The organism is Nonomuraea endophytica, from assembly GCF_014203235.1.
Classification (GTDB): Bacteria; Actinomycetota; Actinomycetes; order Streptosporangiales; family Streptosporangiaceae; genus Nonomuraea; species Nonomuraea endophytica.
Genome location: NZ_JACHIN010000004.1, coordinates 547,973 through 564,690, shown reverse-complemented (window position 1 = coordinate 564,690; position 16,718 = coordinate 547,973). Strand labels below are relative to the sequence as shown.

The following is a 16,718-nucleotide window of genomic DNA, read 5'->3' as shown; positions in this document are numbered from 1 at the left end:
CATGGATCAATATTGATTTTCATCAACATTTAGGGGGCTGGGCCATGGACTGGATAGACGCCGCCACCGCGGCCGACCGCCTCGGCGTCAAGCCCGCGACCCTCTACGCGTATGTGAGCCGGGGTGTCCTGAAGCGGCGTCATGACGGCAGGCGCAGCATGTTCGACGCCGCCGAGATCGAACAACTGGCTCGCCGGGGTCGTCCCCGTGGCCAGCCGCCGGAGCTGGTGATCGAGTCCGCCATCACCGCCCTGGGCCTGGACCGCCCGTACTACCGAGGCCACGACGCGCTGACCCTGGCCCGCACACACACCTTCGAGTCGGTAGCCGAACTCCTATGGACCGACCAGGGCGCCTCACGGGGCGGTCGTCCTGATCGCCCGGATCAGGACGCGACGCGCCCTGAGGACCCGGACGGCAGGGCGCTTTCGCGGCGCGAGGAGTCGCTCCTGGGCGGTGCGGCACCTCCGCGGCGTGAGGAGGAGCGGGGTGGCAGGGCGCTTTCGCGAGGTGTGGAGGTGGAGCCGGTCGGGCGGGTCGTTGTGCGGGGTGAAGCGGCGGCGGAGTCGGGCGGGTGGGTAGGGGAGGCGGGGGCGTTGCGGGCGGCCATGGCTGCTCAGCGGGGCTTGCCGGTGGAGCTTCTGCCGTTGGACCGGTTGCAGGTGATCGTCACCGTGCTCGGCGCCTCGGACAGCCTGCGGCACCAGCTCGACCCCGTCTCCGTGGCGGCCACCGGACGACGCCTCATCTCCGGCCTGGTGGACGCGCTGCCCCTGGTGGGGGCGGAGAACGCGACGGGGACGGTCGCCGAGCGGTTGTGGCCGCGGCTGACCGCCCAAGAACCCACCCCTGCCCTCGTGGACGCCCTGCGCGCCGCCATGGTCCTGCTCGCCGACCATGAACTGGCCGCCTCCACCCTGGCCGCCCGGGTCGCCGCGTCCGCGAAGGCCGACCCGTACGCGGTGGTCCTCACCGGGCTGGGCGTTCTGGGCGGCCCGCTCCACGGCGGCGCCTCGTACGGGGCCGAGCGCATGCTGGCCGAGATCACCGACCCCGGCCTGGCGCCGCGCGTGATCGGCGAGCGAATACGGCGCGGCGAGCGCATCCCCGGCTTCGGGCACAGCGTGTACAAGAACGGCGACGCCAGAGGCGCGGCCCTCCTGGACCTGGTCGAATCCGCCGCCACTGGCCACGACCGGGTGGCCGCGGCCCGGGCCGTCCTGTCCGAGACCCGCCGCCGACGGCTCCCGGAACACAACATCGACATGTCCCTGGCCACGTTGGCGGCGGTGGCGGGCATGGTCCCGGGGGCGGGGGAGGCGGTGTTCGCGATCGCTAGGACGGCGGGGTGGCTGGCCCACGCGATGGAGGAGTACAGCAAGGGCACCCTCCTCCGCCTCCGAGCCTCGTACACCGGCCCACCCCCAATCCCCCCAACCCACCCCACCTAACAACCCCGGCCAACCACCCGGGTCGACACGAGAGCACCGGTCAACCAGACCGGCACACCGACCCGCCCCACGGCACATCGGGGTGTTTAGCCCAAAAGGCGCGCACCAGGTATCCGGCCAGGAGGGCGTTGTAGCAGGTGTCCGGCCAAGGGGGGTTGTGCCGGGTGTCTGGCCAAGGGGGCGTCGTGGCGGTGAGTGGGTTGTCCGACGTGAGAAGCGCCCGACGATCGGCGCCCGCCGACAGCGGCGGGAGGCGTGGGGGCGGCTTGCCGTAACGGATGGCGGTGGTCGCGAGCGCGGTGAGAGCTGGTCCGCACGGAGAGCAGAACGTGCGGACCTCACAGAATGAGATGAGAGCGATGAAAGCCTCAATATCCCCGGGTGCGGCGGGAGGCGGGGCGGATGCGGCGGGCCAGGTCGCGGCCGCGGAAGGCGCGGAGGATCTCGGCGCCCATGATGACGCCCGCGCCGATCCCCAGCGCGATCGACAGCGCCTCGATCAGGTGCAGCGTCCCCCGCGACAATTCGCCCAGGCTCATCTCCAGCATCCCCTTGTACAGCACCGACCCCGGCAGCAACGGCCCGATGGCCGGGATCACGAACACCATCGACGGCACCTTCACCCGCCGCGCGAACGCCGTCCCGAGCAGCCCGATCACCGCCGCAGCCACCGTGGTGGCCACCACCGCGGGCAGCCCCTGCCACGTCAGAACCACGAACGTCGCCCAGATCAGCAGCCCGCCCAACGCCCCCTGCGCCAGGTACCTCGGCGGCACGAGCAGTGCGACCGCGAACGTCAGGCTCACCCCGAACGCCCCCAGCAGCTGCGGCGTTTCCAGCGACAGCGGCGCCACCGGGACGTTGTCCACGCTGATCGGCACCCCGAGCTGCAGCGCGAACGCGAGCACCGAGCTGATGCCCGAGATCACCGCCGCCACGATGAACACGACCTCGGTGAGCCGGGCGGTCGCCGTGACGTACTCGCCGGCGATGCCGTCCTGCACGCACGCCACCAGCGGGCGCCCCGGCAGCAGCGCGATCACCGCGCCGACGACGACCGCCGACGACTGCACCGGCACCTCGCCCCAGATCAGCAGCACCGCGATGAGCGCGCCGAAGCTGGCCGCGACCGCGAGCTGGAAGAACTCCGCCACCCCGCGCCGCCCCAGCCACGCGCCGGTCCGGTCGCCGAGGATCGTGGCCGCGAACGCCGCCGCCGCGACGATCGGCCCGCCGCCGATCAGCACCGCCGCCGACGCCGAGATGAGCGCGAGCGAGCAGACCACCGCCCACTCCGGGTACACCTTGACCCGCCGGGTGATCTCCCGCAGCCGTCCCTCCGTCTCGGCCAGCGACAACCCCTCCGACGTGATCTCGCCGACCAGCCCGTGGACGGCGATGAGCCGGTCGTAGTCGGGCTGGCGGCGGCGTACCCTGCGCTCGGCCGTGGCGGCGGCGCGGCCGTCCTCGGGCACGTGCGACAACGTGATCGCCGACAGGTTGACGTCGGCCTCCACGTTGCGCAGGCCGTAGGACTCGAGGATCCTGCGCATGGCGCCGCCGACGTTCTCGGTCGCCTCGCCGCTGCCCAGCAGCAGCTCGCCGACGCGGAGCGCCAGGGCCATGGCCCGATGCCCGTCGGCATCGGAGGCGGTGTACGTCATCGGACTCGGACGCTAGCCGCCCGCCACGCCACCGCCCCGCCGCCACACCGTGGGGCCGCCGGATCTTTATGAGGCGGGCCGCTCCACGTAGGAGGCCAGCGCGCGCACACGTTCCGCGTGCTGGTCGTGCCCGATGATCACCGGCGGTTCGTTGTACGGCATGGCGTCCGACGACCGCCGCAGCTTGATGTACTGGCCACACGCGTCGATCGCATAAGGCTCCATGTCATCCTGAAGCGCGCCGATCACCGTGATCCCATACGTCTCGCCGATCCGCCGGAACAGCGCCACCGCCTCGCGCCGGTGCTCCTTGCCCAGGTTACGGCCGAGCTCGTCGAGCACCAGGCACAGGTGCCCGCCCCCGGATGAGGCGATCGCCGCCGCGCACACCAGCTTGACGGCCTTCTCGTCCATGAGCGCGGTGTTGGCCCGCCGGTTGTACGGGACGAACCCCTGCCCGTCGCCCCGCCGCCACTTCGGCGTGACCCGCCACTGCCAGCGCTGCTCCGGGTCGGCGGGCGGCGGCGGCACCGGGAACTCCAGCGTCGCCCCGTAACCGCCGTAGCCGGTGTCGAGCTTGTCGAACTCCTCCGCCACCCGCGTCAGCCGCGCCTTGATCGCCGCCGTCAGCGCCGCCCGGTGCACGGCCGTCGACTGCGCCGCCTCCTCCGCGCCCTTGTCGGCCGCGGCCAGGTCACGCTGGCGGGAGTCGACCTGCGCCTCGATCTGGCGGCGCTGGTGCTTTTCGTACTCCTCCTGCCCGCGCAGGTAGGAGGCCAGCGCGCCGCAGACCGCCGCGAACGTCGCCTGCTCGCGCGCCGTGCTGCCCGCCCGCTCGGCCAGCAGGAAGGCCAGCTCCTCCGGGACCTCGGCGTCCTCCTCCGGGAACGTGTCGCGCTGCGCCTGGTCGAAGTGGCGTTCGGCCATCCGCCACCACTCGTCGGCGCCGCGCGGACGCTCCTCCTCCGGCAGCGCCTCGATCCAGTCGCGGGCGCCGTCACTGGTGCCGCCCCAGTCGGCGGCCAGCGCGTCGAGCTTCAGCGACTCGCGGTCGGCGGCCACCCGCCGGTCCTGCTCCTTCGCCTGGTTGCGCTCGCCTTCGTGCCGCTGCCTGCGCCCTTCCATCCGCTCGATCTCCATGTCGCGGGTGCGCGCGCGGAAGTCGAGCGATCCGGCCAGCCGCTCGGTCTCGGCCACCTTCGGGGTGATCTCCTCGACCGCCGCCGTGAGCTCGGCCAGCTTGGCCCGCCGTTCGGCCAGCCGCGCCTCGATCTCGGCCAGCCGCACCGCCGCCTTGGCGCCTTCGAGCCGCCGCTGCGCCTGCGCCACCGCACCCTCGGCATCGTGTACGGCCTGCGTCGCCGACTCCTGCGTGTCCTTGGCCCGATTGAGCCGGTGCTCGGCGGCCTTGATCCGCGCCTCGCGCCCGGTGGCGACCCCGTCGAAGGCCCCGACCACGCTCACCCCGGCCGAGGAGACCAGCACCGACCCGGGCAATTCGGCCAGCGCGGCCGCCGCGGCCTCCAGCCGATCGGCGTCCACGATCACCGCGTGCTCGTTCGGCCACCCGCGCAACCCGGCCGGCACCAGCCCATCCGACCCCGAGCCGGGGGCGTGGTCACGCGCCTGTTCGGCGACGTCCAGGGCGTCGAGCAGGCCGGTGGCGTCGAGACCGGCCGCCGACAGGGCGTTGAGCTGGGCCGCGGCCGGGCCGCCCTCGGCGTCGTCCAGCGCCGCCTGGGCGGAGGCCACCTCGCGGTCGGCGACGCCCAGGCCCTTCAGCGCCTCGTTCAGCCGCAGCCTGGCCTCGCCCACCTCCCGCTCGGCGGCCGGAACGTCCCGGCCGTCGGCGAAGCGCCGGGTCTCCTCCAGCGCCGGGATCTGCCCGCGCAGCTCGTCGGCCGAGTTGGCGGCCACCGCCCGGTCGGCGTCGAGCTTGGCCGCCCTGGCCTGCAGCGCGGCCAGCTCCTTGCGCGCCTCGCCGACCTTCCTGTCGAGCGTGTCGTCCTTGAGCGTGGCGATCTCCGCCTTGACCATGGCGATCGCCCCGGCTGCCTTCTCCGCCGCCTCCTGGTGCCTGGCCGACTCCGCCGCCAGCAGTTCGTCCTTGGCCGCGGCGTCGGCCAGCTTCCTGGCCTGGCGGCCCCGCCAGCAGCGCAGCGCCTCGGCCAGCCGTACCCTGGCCTGGTCCCTGCGGTCGAACGTCGTCAGCAACGCCTTCGACTCGGCCTCGAACTCGGCCAGCCGTTCGCCCGCCTGGGCCGCGCGCACCCGCTTGGCGTGCTCGTCGCGCCGCGCCTCGCGCTCCTGCTCCAGCTCGGTGTCCAGGCCGGTGAGGGCGGCGATCGCCTCGAAGACGCGCTCGGGGGTGATCTCGTTGAGCGGCTGCGACAGCAGGTTCGTGGCCACCTTGCTCCGCACCGACGTCGACAGGAACGACACGCAGCGCACCCGGTCGCCGTAGAGGACCTTGGTGAGGTCGCGGGCCACCACGTCGCGGCGTCCGGCCGACTTCGGCAGCGAGTTCCACATGTCGTCGGCCCTGGCCACCCGCTCCGCCTCGGACGCGGCCGCCGCCAGGTGCACCCCTTCCCGCCAGCGGATCTCCAGGTGCGGCGCCTCCTGGTTGACCCGCAGCCACACGGTCACCGCACCTCCGGTCGGAACCTGGAACAGTTCCCCGGTCTCCACCTCCGCCGAGATCAGCTCGCCGGACCCGTCCTCCTCATCGGCGACAGGCGTGACAGGGTCGAGCGCGCCCAGATCGGCATCGGCGCCAGGCGGACCGAAGACACCCACGATGTAGCCATGGTCGGCGCTGGCCCACTGCTTGCCACCGGCTCCACTGGCCAGCTCGGCATTGAACAGCAGCTCCGACACCGCCTTGGCCCCCGAAGCGAACCGCCACTGCTCATCACCCAGCAACGCCGTGATCGAGGCGATGAACGATGACTTGCCCGCCCCGTTGGAGTCCTTCGGCCCGGCCCCCGCCACCACGATCAACGTCCCCGGCACGGTCGGCACGGGGTGCGTCGAAAGCCGCGAGATGTTGACCGCCTGCACAGCGATCAGGACCCGGTCCCCGACGACGTTCTCCACCTGCGACACCCTCAACCCCCGAGATTCATCCAACAAGCCCAAAACCCACCCACACCCCAACCCGCCTGGCGGTGTCCACCCGGGTGGCAACGCGCGTCAGCGTGGTGGTGTCCGCCCGTGTGGTGCCGCCCGCTCGCCTGGCGGTGTCTGCCCGGGTGGCAACGCGCGTCAGCGTGGTGGTGTCCGCCTGTGGGGCGGCGCCCGCTCGCGTTGCGGCTTCTGCCCGGGTGGCGAGGTCCGCTTGTGTGGCGATGCGCTGTCGCCGTCATGACGCGGATGCCCGTCACGATGCGGACCTTCTCGCTCGTACGGCTCCCGCCAGGGGCGTGTGTGGTCCGGCCGCCAGGATCAGCTCTTCCTGCAGCCGCCGCCTGGCCGCCGGGGTGAGCCGGTGGAACTGGGGTCCTGGGACGTACCCGCCCGCCTCCTCACCGGCCTTCACCTGCCCCAGCAGCCCGGCGTGCCGCAGCGCGCGCAGCGCCGACTCCAGCTCGCCGATCGGGAGCTGGGTGTGGCGGCGTAGTTCGTCCACCGGTGTGGGGAACGGCGACAGCCACGTGTCCTCCGGCAGCGCCCCCTCCGCACGCGGGATCGCCACCGAGTGCACCAGCACCAGCGTCAGCACCGCCCGCTCGCTCTCGCCCAGCCCGCCCTCGCCCCGCGCCGCCTCGGCCGCCGTCGCGTCGTCGTAGCCGGAGGTCCAGCGTTCGTGCTGCTGGATGAGGGTACGGCCGCGCCGTCCCAGCATCTCGCCCAGCGTGTGCCGCATGGCCGGGTCGCGCAACGCGGCGAACCTCGCCTCCTGGACCGGCTCAGCCGCGTGCTCCAGCACCATGTAGGCGCCGACCAGCTCGGCCCTCCGCCGTTCGTCATAGCTGGACAGCAGGTCGTCGAACTCGGCCTCCCCGCCCTCGACCAGCCCGCCCGGTTCGGCGGCGGGTGTCCCGGTCACCAGGTCCTCGTCGGCGACCACGGTCAGCTCGTCGCGCTCCGGCTCGGGCAGCCTGCGGACGAGCTCCTTGAGCTGGGCGAACGACTCGACCGGCCAGAGGGCGCAGCGGGGTCCCAGACGTACCACGCCGTCGGACAGGACGATCCACGAGGAGTCGTGCAGGCGGCGCAGCGCGCCGACGGCCCAGTTGCGCATCAGGTCGTCGGAACGCCCGATCAGCGCCCGGTAGGTGTCGAGCACCTGCTCGGCCGGGACCGCGACCCCCGGCCACGGGTCGGCGGCCAGGTCGGTCCAGCAGCACTTCAGGCAGGCCGCCAGCACGCGGCGCGCCTCACCGGCCCGCTCGACCGGCATCGGCGCCACCTGATGCTCCTCCAGCAGGGACGGCGTCACCCCGTCCGGCCAGACGGGCACCGCGAGCCCGGTGGTGTCGTTGTGCGTCAGCCGCACCATGCCCACCGGCGCCGGAGCCCCGGCCCCGAGCCGCAGCGGCCCCCCCGAACGTGCCCACACATGCGCCACCGCCGCAGGCACCTCCCTGCCGAGCCTTGTCACCGCCTGAGGCGCGGCGCTCGTGCGCTCTGCCTCTGCCATCGCCGGCGGCACCGTGCCGGCCTGCCTTGCCACCATCGGCTGCGAGGCGCTCGCGCTCCCTTCCACCGCCGGAGGCACGGCGCTCGCGCTCCCTTCCACCGGAGGCGAGGTGCTCGCGCTCCCTTCCACCGGGGGCGAGGTGCTCGCGCTCCCTTCGACCGCCGGAGATGCGGTGCTGGCGTTCCCTGCCCCCGCCGGAGGCGCGGCGTCCGCGTCCCCTTCCGCCATCGGCGGCGCGGCGTCCGCTATCGGCGGCGTGGCGTCCGTGTGCCCTGGAACTGCTGTGGGCGTGGCGTCCGGGCGGGCTGCTTCGGGGGTGGGGTCTGTGGGTGTCATGAGGTGCGCTCCAGGAAGCCGTGCGAGAGCCAGGCGGGTTCGCGATCCGGGTCGACCGAGAGCTCGTCGGACCAGGTCAGCCGGTAGGGCAGCTCGGGGCGCAGGTCGATGCTGGTGAGGTCGGCCAGCAGGCGGCGTACCGAGGACCAGTCGGCGCCGACCGCGTCGGACAGGCGGATGCGGGCGGCGCCGGCCAGGAGGGACTCGGCGACCTCCGTCAGCCGTTGGACGACGGCGTCGGCCGGGCCGTCGAGGGAGTCGGCGGGGCCGGGGTCGGGCAGGTCGGAGCGTGGGGGAGTGGGCTGGGCGGGCACCGGGCGCGGGGCCTCGTCGACGGCGCGGGCGATCGCGGCCGGATCGTGCCACGGGGCGGGCGCGTCGAACACGAACCCGTCGAGCACGGCGGCCAGGCGTTCGCGCGAGGCGGTCTGGGAGAACGTGCGCCACGTCTCGGTGGGCAGCAGCGTCAGGTTGCGGGTGGTGCCGGCGGAGTCGGCCAGGCGCCCGGCGGCGCGGCGGCTGGCGTCGCTGTAGGAGTAGATGGCGGCGCGCAGGTCGGTGCAGGTGCGGTCGAGATCGGGCCAGCGGGTCAGGATGGTGCCGTGCAGGCTCTGCGCGCGGCGGGCGATCTCCTCGGTGCCCCAGAGCTTGGGCGCCTGCTCGCGCAGCTCCTCGATGGTGCCGGTGGTGAGGGTGATCAGCTCCAGGGCCCACAGGCGGAAGGCGCGCGCGAGGTTGGCGGCGCTCTGCCTGGCCTCCTCCATGGTGGTGCGGGGGTCGGCGACGTTGAGGTCTTCGAGGGCGAGCAGGCGGTGCATCTCGGACTGGCCGCCGTCGTCCATCATGCGGCGGATGAACATCAGCCCGACCACGCTGGTGAACGAGGCCCGGTAGCGCAGCTGATGGGGTTTGGGGAAGACCTCGCGGACGGCGCCCAGCCCCTTGAGCACCCGCAGCCGGTTGTCGAACTGGTCGGCCGGATAGGCGCGGCACACGTGGCGCATCTGCTCGTGCGTCAGCCACTCCTCGCCCGCCTCGGCGAACGCGCCGAACAGCGTCTCGGCGATGTCGACCAGGGCGGGGTCGTCGACCACGGCCCCGCTGTCGCGGGCCAGCGCGGCGAACATCCGGCGGTAGGTCGACAGCACCGCCTCCTCGGAGAGCGCGGCGTCGAGGGTCAGGGGCTGCTCAGGCACGCGAACTAAGGTACGGCTTCGCACCGACACTCTGGCACCGGACGCGGCGCGCCGTACCGAAGACACCAAAGGCACCACCCGCGAGACACCAAAGGCACCACGAGCGGGAGACCAAAACAGCCCCGTCAGATGCCGAACGAGCCTTTCGCGGCGCGCGCCCGCAGGACCAGGTCGATGGCGAAGCGCCGGTCCGGCTCGGTCAGGGCGTCGCCGAGGGCGCTCTCCAGCTGCCGCATCCGGTAGCGCACCGTCTGCGGATGGACCTTGAGCTGCTCGCCGATGTCGGCCGCGGTGCCGCGGGTGGCCAGCCATACCCCGAGCGTCTCCAGCAGCCGCTCGCGCCGCCCGGTCGTGAACGAGCCGAGCGCGGCGAACTCGCGGCGCGCGATCTGCTCGGTGAGCTCGTGGTCGGCCAGCAGCCACAGCGTGACGAGGTGGTCCTCGCAGCGCAGCAGCGGCGCGCCCGCGATGATCCCCTCGTCGGCCAGGGAGAAGACGCGCCGCGCCCACCTCATGGCCGAGGGCGCGGCGGACAGTGGCACGGTGACGGAGATGACGGCGGACATGCCGCTCAGCAGGGATTCCAGCCGCCGCAGCCGCTCGCCGGCGATCTCACCCGGATACAGCAGGCAGGGCTCGGCGCTGGCCCAGTCGGCCAGGACGCCGGGTTCGAGCGGGCCGCCGGGGTCGGCGGCGCCGGCCCGTAGCGCGACCAGCGTGACCTGCTCGGCGGGCGTCCAGGCGGCGCGCGCGGCCCGCTCGGGTACGGCCCCGCCGCCGTCGAGTATGTGGCGCAGCAGCCTGGCCCGGCGCTCACGCAGGTCCTTGCTGGCCCTGGCCAGCTCTTCCTGGTGGCCGCGTACGGACTGTTCGGCGAGGTCGCCGATGAAGGCGATGATCGAGTCGCCCATCGTGGCCACGAGTGAGGGGTCGATGCCGTGCCGGTTGCCGACCTCGACGCTGCGCCGCCAGACCAGGCGCAGGCCGAGCCGGTAGGCGGCCTGGAGGCTGTCGAGGCTGCGGCCCTCGCGGGCTTCGAAGCGGCCGAGCTGGCGGCAGACGGCGTCGCGGGCCTCGAAGGAGGCGCTGGGGTCGGCGACCCGCCGGATGAACGAGGTCAGGATGCAGTCGACGCCGCGTCTCAGCAGCTGGCCGTGCTTGCCGGTGGTGCGGTGGGCGAACTCGGGTATGGATTCGCCGATCGCCAGGAGGACCTCGTCCACGATGCTGGGCACCTCTGGCCACATGATCTCGGCGAAGTGCGGCGGGATGGGGCCGGGTAAGTCACCCTGTTCAACGGTTTGCGTCAACAGTCACACCTCCCTCGCACGCCTTGTGACATGTGACACAACGAACATAGGGAAGAGCCCGGCCTCCGACAAGAGACCAGGCACTTCCTTGATCATCGAACCTTTCAGGGCACGATGTCGGTGTACTTCTTGAAGGATCCGTACTGCTGGAAGATCGCGGTGTTGCGACCGGCGGCGGCAGGGGTTCCAGCCTGGGAGTTCACCACCGCGTTCAGCAGGCCCAGGCCCAGCCCGCAGCTCTCCGCGCCGGGCACCGCGAAGGCGTTGTCCACGATCGTGGCCTTCTGGATCGGCGGGTTCGTGGACACCAGCACCGGCTTCACGCCGGAGATGGGCGTGTTGGGCGGCGGCGGGTTGGTCGTGCCGAGGATGAGGTTCAGCCGGAGGGGGTTCCTGTCGGAGCCGAGCCGGCAGTTGTGGCCGAGGACCGGGTTGATGATGCGGACCTTCAGCGCCATCTTCCATATCGGGCCGGGCACGACGTCGAACGAGCCCGCGTACTGGGGTTCGGCGTAGACGGCGGTCAGGATGGGGTCCCCGAAGATGCCCTTCCTGACCGTCATGCGCTCGGCGCGCAGCCGGCCGAAGACGGTGACCTGCTTACGGGTGTCGGGGTCGAGGCCCGTGGCATAGGTGATCTTCATCTGCTTGTTGATCACCTGGTCGAACTTGCCGAGCACGAACTTCCCGCCGTTGACGATGATCACGTTGCACGTCCAGAACCGAGGATCGGCACGATCGGGCAGGTCGGGGCAGTCGGCGAAGTCGAAAGCGGGGATGTCCTCCGCCTGGGCGGGGCTGGCCATCGCGGCGGGTGTCGCCAGCATGAGCAGTGCGGCCAGGGCGGCTTTGGCTCGCTTCACTGGATTCCCTTTTCAGGTGGATGCGGTCACGGGGCCTTGGTCGCGTACAGCTTCTGGTTGTAGGTGCCGGAGTTGGGCACGGACTCGCCCTTGACCACCACGTTGGCGAAGGCCGCCGCGGCCTCGGGGCAGTACACGTCGTTGGTCTCGGTCGGCATCAGGTAGAACTGCTGCCCCTGCGCGCTGCCCTGGGCCTGGGCCAGCGTCGGGTCGGGGCGGTTGGGGTTGTCCGGGTTGTAGAGGTCGATCTCCAGGGTGGGCGTGTCGGCGGTGAGGCCGTAGTAGCAGGTCTGCGGCTCGGTGGTGACGGCCGGCATCTCGATCACGGCCTTGATCTTCACGCCGGGCTGGTTGCCGGGCAGCTTGAGGAAGGTGTCGCGGTTGTTGGCGTGATCGTCGTCGTAGTAGATGGTGCCGGAGCCGTTGGTGTTCACGGTGGTGATGGTGGTGGTGCCGCCCTGGTTGTTCGGGCAGGCGCCGCCGGAGCCGTTGTTGTCGATCTGGACGTAGTTGACGTAGCCGCCGGTGCCGTTGGAGTTGACGCCGCCGCGCAGCTGGGCGTACTGGCACGTGGTGTCCACGAGGCCGATGAAGGGGGCGTTGCCGGAGAAGTACACCTCGCCGAAGCTCAGGGCCTGGATCTTCCCTGAGTACGCGGCCGCGGTGGCCGTGCCGGCGCGGATGACGGGGGTGGACTCGGCGGCCACCGCGGTGCCGGGCAGCAGTATCAGCGCGACGGCCGCGGCGGCTAATGGCGCGGACACCCGTGCGACGGATTTCATCGTGTGCCTCCATGAAAGGTGAGTGGTGACGAACGTCACAGAAACAGAAGAGAGTTCTGGCGTCAACAATTCGAATCGCTGAAATATGTATTGCTCAGCCAGTGACAAACAATGCGCGCTGAATTAGTCACCGGCTGCCAAGCGGCGCCTGCTCATCCGTTGACAAAGCCGCCCGGCGCGTTTGTCAGCCGATGACAAAGGCTTGAAAAGCGAATGCCTTGTGCCCTACCGTGCCGCGGACAACGCTGAAGGGACTGCCATGCGCTCAGCCGCGCCGTGGATCGCCGCCGGAATCCTCGCGACCATGTTCGGGTCCGGGGGAAGCGCCGCCACCGGGACGCAGGGCCCCGTCTCGGACACCGTGTACGGGTGCAAGATCGGCGCCTCGACGACGAACCATCGCATCAGGATCCGCCTGACGGTCACGATGAAGAGCCCCGAGGCCGTGGGCGTGGACGTGCGCCCCGGACGCCTCAGCATGAAGATCGTCATGCCCCGCTCGATCCTCGCCGACCTCTCCGACCAGCCGGTCGACTCGCTGAGCGCCACCATCACCCCCAAGGTCGGAGCCGCCTTCAAGGCCGACGAGGGCGAGAGCCCGGAGCCGCGCGTGCTCGCCTGGCGGCAGGTGCGCAGCCCGGCCAAGAGCCCGGTCGCCGCCTCCGGCGAGGTACGGCTGACCGCCGCCACCTGGACCGCCGGCCAGCGCGGCGACGCGTTCAGGACGGCGGTGCCCGGGACCGCGACGTTCACCGCCTCGACGCTGACCATGGTGCTGACCCCGCCCGTCGGCGGCGCCAAGACCGCGACCTGCACGCCGGAGACCGAGACCGTGCAGGCCAAGGTGGTCTTCCGCGGCCCGAAGACGGGCGAGGACTGCCCGCCGAACCCGGCCGCCACCGCGCTCAACCCCGACTTCGAGGTCCCCGAGGTGCCGCCGACCGCGGTGCCGGGACCCATCCCGCCCGCCATGGGCTGCGCCAAGCTCAAGGGCTTCTCCAACATCAAGAAGCTCGACGCGGGCGTCTCGGTCGAGTCGCTGTCGGCGGTGAAGAGCCTCAGCGGCTTCCGCTGGGTCGTGCCGAGGGATCCGCCGCCGGGCACGGTGCCGTGGCAGCGTCAGGACTACGTCGGCGAGAACCAGCCGGTCCGCGCCACCGGCACCTTCCTCACCTTCGGCTTCGTGCCGACCACCACGACGGTCGAGCTCACCCAGGTGGGCGCGGCCAACGTGCACCTCATCGACTCCTCCACCTCCGACGGCTCCGACGACCTGGCGGTGGCGGTCAACGCGCGCGTCACGATGCGCGTGCTCAAGGCCAGCGTGAACGGCCAGCCCATCGACGTCGGCCCGAAGTGCAGGACGGCCAGGCCGATCGACCTCAAACTCCGCGGCGGCGAGATGTACGACCCGCCCTACCAGGACAATCTCCTGGTCGGCGGCGTGCTGCGCGGGCTGGTGGAGATCCCGCCGTTCGCCGGCTGCGGCGTCGGCGAGGACATCAGCCGCCTGCTGACCGCCTCGGTCTCCGGCAAGGCCAACGAGATCCAGGTCAACCAGGGCGCCCTGTGCGGAACGGCCGGCGCCCCTTCCGCCCAGTGCCCGCCCGAGGTAACCATCAACGGTAAGAAGGCGGGCTCGCGGAAGGGCTGAACCCCCATGCACCTCCATGGCCACTGGGTCGAGATCGAACGGATCGGCCTGGTGGTGACGCAGGCGTGCGCGCGGTGCGGCAAAACGCGGATCAGGCTCGCCAGGAAAACCCGCACCTGATGACAAAAGGCGAATCCAAAACAATCAGGCGTTGATAGACGACCCGACCGATGCGGAATCGTGTCTTTAGTCACTTGCCTCCCAATCGTCGCGATGAGTAGCTTGCCCGCACGCAATGCCGCGACCTGTCAGGCGAGGTAATGGGAATCGAAGTGGTGGTCCAGGGACTGTCCAAGTCCTTCGGCGCGCAGACCATTTGGGAAGACGTCTCGCTGATTCTCCCGGCCGGGGAAATCAGCGTGATGCTCGGTCCTTCTGGCACCGGCAAAACGGTGTTTCTCAAATCCCTGATCGGCCTGATCAAGCCGGAAAGGGGGAAGGTCGTGGTCAACGGCGTCGACATGATCAACTCCCCGGACCGCCAGGTCTACGAGACCCGCAAGCTCTTCGGCCTGATGTTCCAGGACGGCGCCCTGTTCGGCTCCATGAACCTCTACGACAACATCGCCTTCCCACTGCGCGAGCACACCAGGAAGAGCGAGGCGCAGATCCGCGCGATCGTGCTGGACAGCATGGAGATGGTCGGCCTGGCGGGCGACGGGAAGAAGCTGCCCGGCGAGATCTCCGGCGGCATGCGCAAGCGCGCCGGCCTGGCCAGGGCCCTGGTGATGGAGCCCGAGATCATCCTGTGCGACGAGCCCGACTCCGGCCTCGACCCGGTCCGCACCGCGTTCCTGTCGCAGGTGCTCATCGACCTGAACGCCCAGTTCGACACCACGATGCTGATCGTCACCCACAACATCGACATCGCCTCGACCGTGCCGGACAACCTGGGCATGCTCTACCGCCGCGAACTGGTCACCTTCGGCCCCCGCGAGGTCCTGCTGACCAGCGACGACGAGGTCGTCCGGCAGTTTCTCAAAGGGGACATCCGCGGGCCCATCGGCATGTCGGAGGAGAAGGACGCCGCCCTGCGGGCGATGGAGAGCGTTGTGCCGTACAGCAGCAGGAAGACGATCCCCGAGCAGCTCGCACCCACGCCGGGGCTGCCCCCGCGCCAGGCCGTCTGGCGGCGCATGGACCGGGTCATGCGCATGCTGCCCGAACTCGCCCCCGCCGCCAGGGACGCGATCGTCTCGCGGCACCTGCCCGGTGTGAAGGAGTAGACGATGGCCTCGATCACCGGCGGCTTACGCCAGACGGGCCGGATGTTCGCCCTGGGCGGGTCCGTGCTGGGGCTGATGTTCCGGCGGCCGTTCCAGTTCGCGGAGTTCATCCAGCAGTTCTGGTTCATCACCAGCGTCACGATCCTGCCCGCCGCGCTGGTGTCGATCCCGATCGGCGCGGTCATCTCCCTGCAGGTCGGCTCGCTGGCCCAGCAGATCGGCGCCCAGTCGTTCACCGGCGCGGCCAGCGTGCTCGGCATGCTCCAGCAGATCAGCCCGATGATCGTGGCGCTGCTGGTGTCCGGGGCGGCCGGCTCGGCCATCTGCGCCGACCTCGGCGCCCGCACGATCCGCGACGAGATGGCCGCCATGGAGGTCATGAGCGTCAACCCGATCCAGCGGCTGGTGGTGCCCAGGGTGCTGGCGGCCATGGGCGTCGCGGTGCTGCTCAACGGCCTCGTCTCGGTCGTCGGCGTCGCGGGCGGCTACTACTTCAACGTCGTCATGCAGGGCGGCACGCCCGGCGCCTACCTGGCCAGCTTCTCCGCCCTGGCCCAGCTGCCCGACCTGTACATCAGCGAGTTCAAGGCGCTGCTCTTCGGCTTCATCGCCGGCGTCGTGGCCGCCTACCGGGGGCTCAACCCGGCCGGCGGGCCCAAAGGCGTCGGCGACGCGGTCAACCAGTCCGTCGTCATCACCTTCCTGCTGCTGTTCTTCGTGAACCTCGTGCTCACGGCGATCTACCTGCAGGTCGTCCCCTCGAAGGTGGGCTGATGCACACCCGAGTCCTCACCTGGCTCGACGACCTCGGCGACCAGCTCGGCGTCTACATCAGGGCGCTGCTCTGGATCCCGTCCGCGCTCACCCGTTACTTCAGGGAGATCCTGCGCCTGCTGGCCGAGGTCGCCTTCGGCAGCGGCGGCCTGGCCGTCATCGGCGGCACCATCGGGGTGATGGTCGCCATGACCCTGTTCACCGGCGTCGTCGTCGGTCTGCAGGGGTACGCCGCCCTCGACCAGATCGGCACCGCCTCCTTCACCGGCTTCGTCTCCGCCTACTTCAACACCCGCGAGATCGCGCCCATCGTCTCCGGCCTGGCCCTGTCGGCCACGATCGGCGCCGGCTTCACCGCGCAGCTCGGCGCCATGCGCATCAACGAGGAGGTCGACGCCCTGGAGGGCATGGGCATCCCGAGCCTGCCGTACCTGGTCTCCACCCGGATCGTGGCCGGGACCGCCGCGATCATCCCCCTGTACGGCATCGGCCTGATCAGCTCCTACCTGTCCTCGCGCATGGTCACCATCTGGGTCAACCAGCAGTCGGAAGGCACCTACGACCACTACTTCGGCGTCTTCCTGTCGCCGACGGACGTCCTGCTCTCCTTCCTCAAGGTGCTGATCTTCAGCGTCATGGTGATCCTGGCCCATTGCTATTACGGCTACCGCGCCGCCGGCGGGCCCGCCGGGGTGGGCGTGGCGGTCGGCCGGGCCGTACGGGCCTCGATCGTGCTGATCAGCGTCACCGACTTCTTCCTCAGCCTGGCCATCTGGGGCGCCACCACGACCGTGAAGATCACCGGATGAGGAGCGCG

The 16,718-nt window shown here is 71.1% G+C and carries 12 protein-coding genes; 5 read left to right on the top strand and 7 right to left on the bottom strand.

Features of this window, described 5'->3' with window-relative positions:
* The first annotated feature begins 44 nt into the window (after positions 1-44).
* The gene (locus HNR40_RS18180) at positions 45-1,451 is read left to right on the top strand and encodes a citrate synthase (RefSeq protein WP_184962666.1); all 1,407 of its coding nucleotides are present in this window, start codon (positions 45-47) and stop codon (positions 1,449-1,451) included.
* 368 nt (positions 1,452-1,819) lie between these two features.
* Here HNR40_RS18180 and HNR40_RS18175 read toward each other — a convergent pair whose 3' ends face one another.
* The 7 genes from HNR40_RS18175 to HNR40_RS18145 form a co-directional block, all read right to left on the bottom strand.
* A complete protein-coding gene (locus tag HNR40_RS18175; RefSeq protein ID WP_184962664.1) occupies positions 1,820-3,115 on the bottom strand; it encodes a threonine/serine exporter family protein in 1,296 nt (431 codons plus the stop codon).
* A 66-nt stretch (positions 3,116-3,181) separates the two neighbouring features.
* Positions 3,182-6,223, bottom strand: a complete 3,042-nt coding sequence (locus tag HNR40_RS18170; RefSeq protein WP_184963028.1) for a coiled-coil domain-containing protein — start codon at positions 6,221-6,223, stop codon at positions 3,182-3,184.
* A gap of 274 nt (positions 6,224-6,497) precedes the next feature.
* A complete protein-coding gene (locus HNR40_RS54670; RefSeq protein WP_246509171.1) occupies positions 6,498-7,760 on the bottom strand; it encodes a hypothetical protein in 1,263 nt (420 codons plus the stop codon).
* A gap of 332 nt (positions 7,761-8,092) precedes the next feature.
* The gene (locus HNR40_RS18160) at positions 8,093-9,292 is read right to left on the bottom strand and encodes a hypothetical protein (RefSeq protein WP_184962662.1); all 1,200 of its coding nucleotides are present in this window, start codon (positions 9,290-9,292) and stop codon (positions 8,093-8,095) included.
* 125 nt (positions 9,293-9,417) lie between these two features.
* On the bottom strand, positions 9,418-10,602 hold the full coding sequence (locus tag HNR40_RS18155) for a PucR family transcriptional regulator (protein ID WP_184962660.1): 1,185 nt from the start codon (positions 10,600-10,602) through the stop codon (positions 9,418-9,420).
* A 104-nt stretch (positions 10,603-10,706) separates the two neighbouring features.
* Entirely contained in the window at positions 10,707-11,465 is a 759-nt protein-coding gene (locus HNR40_RS18150) for a hypothetical protein (RefSeq protein ID WP_184962657.1), read from the bottom strand.
* Positions 11,466-11,491: 26 nt separating this feature from the next.
* On the bottom strand, positions 11,492-12,247 hold the full coding sequence (locus tag HNR40_RS18145; RefSeq protein WP_184962655.1) for a hypothetical protein: 756 nt from the start codon (positions 12,245-12,247) through the stop codon (positions 11,492-11,494).
* A 259-nt stretch (positions 12,248-12,506) separates the two neighbouring features.
* Between HNR40_RS18145 and HNR40_RS18140 the strand changes: the two genes are divergently transcribed.
* From HNR40_RS18140 to HNR40_RS18125, 4 genes are all read left to right on the top strand, one after another.
* Positions 12,507-13,901 carry a hypothetical protein gene (locus HNR40_RS18140; RefSeq protein WP_184962654.1) on the top strand — a complete coding sequence of 465 codons (1,395 nt, stop codon included), beginning with the start codon at positions 12,507-12,509 and terminating at the stop codon, positions 13,899-13,901.
* Positions 13,902-14,161: 260 nt separating this feature from the next.
* The gene (locus HNR40_RS18135; RefSeq protein ID WP_184962652.1) at positions 14,162-15,127 is read left to right on the top strand and encodes an ABC transporter ATP-binding protein; all 966 of its coding nucleotides are present in this window, start codon (positions 14,162-14,164) and stop codon (positions 15,125-15,127) included.
* Positions 15,128-15,130: 3 nt separating this feature from the next.
* Entirely contained in the window at positions 15,131-15,901 is a 771-nt protein-coding gene (locus HNR40_RS18130; protein ID WP_184962650.1) for an MlaE family ABC transporter permease, read from the top strand.
* Positions 15,901-16,710: an MlaE family ABC transporter permease gene (locus tag HNR40_RS18125; protein ID WP_184962648.1), complete on the top strand. Its 810-nt coding sequence runs from the start codon at positions 15,901-15,903 to the stop codon at positions 16,708-16,710. The genes HNR40_RS18130 and HNR40_RS18125 overlap by 1 nt, the downstream gene beginning before the upstream one ends.
* Positions 16,711-16,718: the final 8 nt, after the last annotated feature.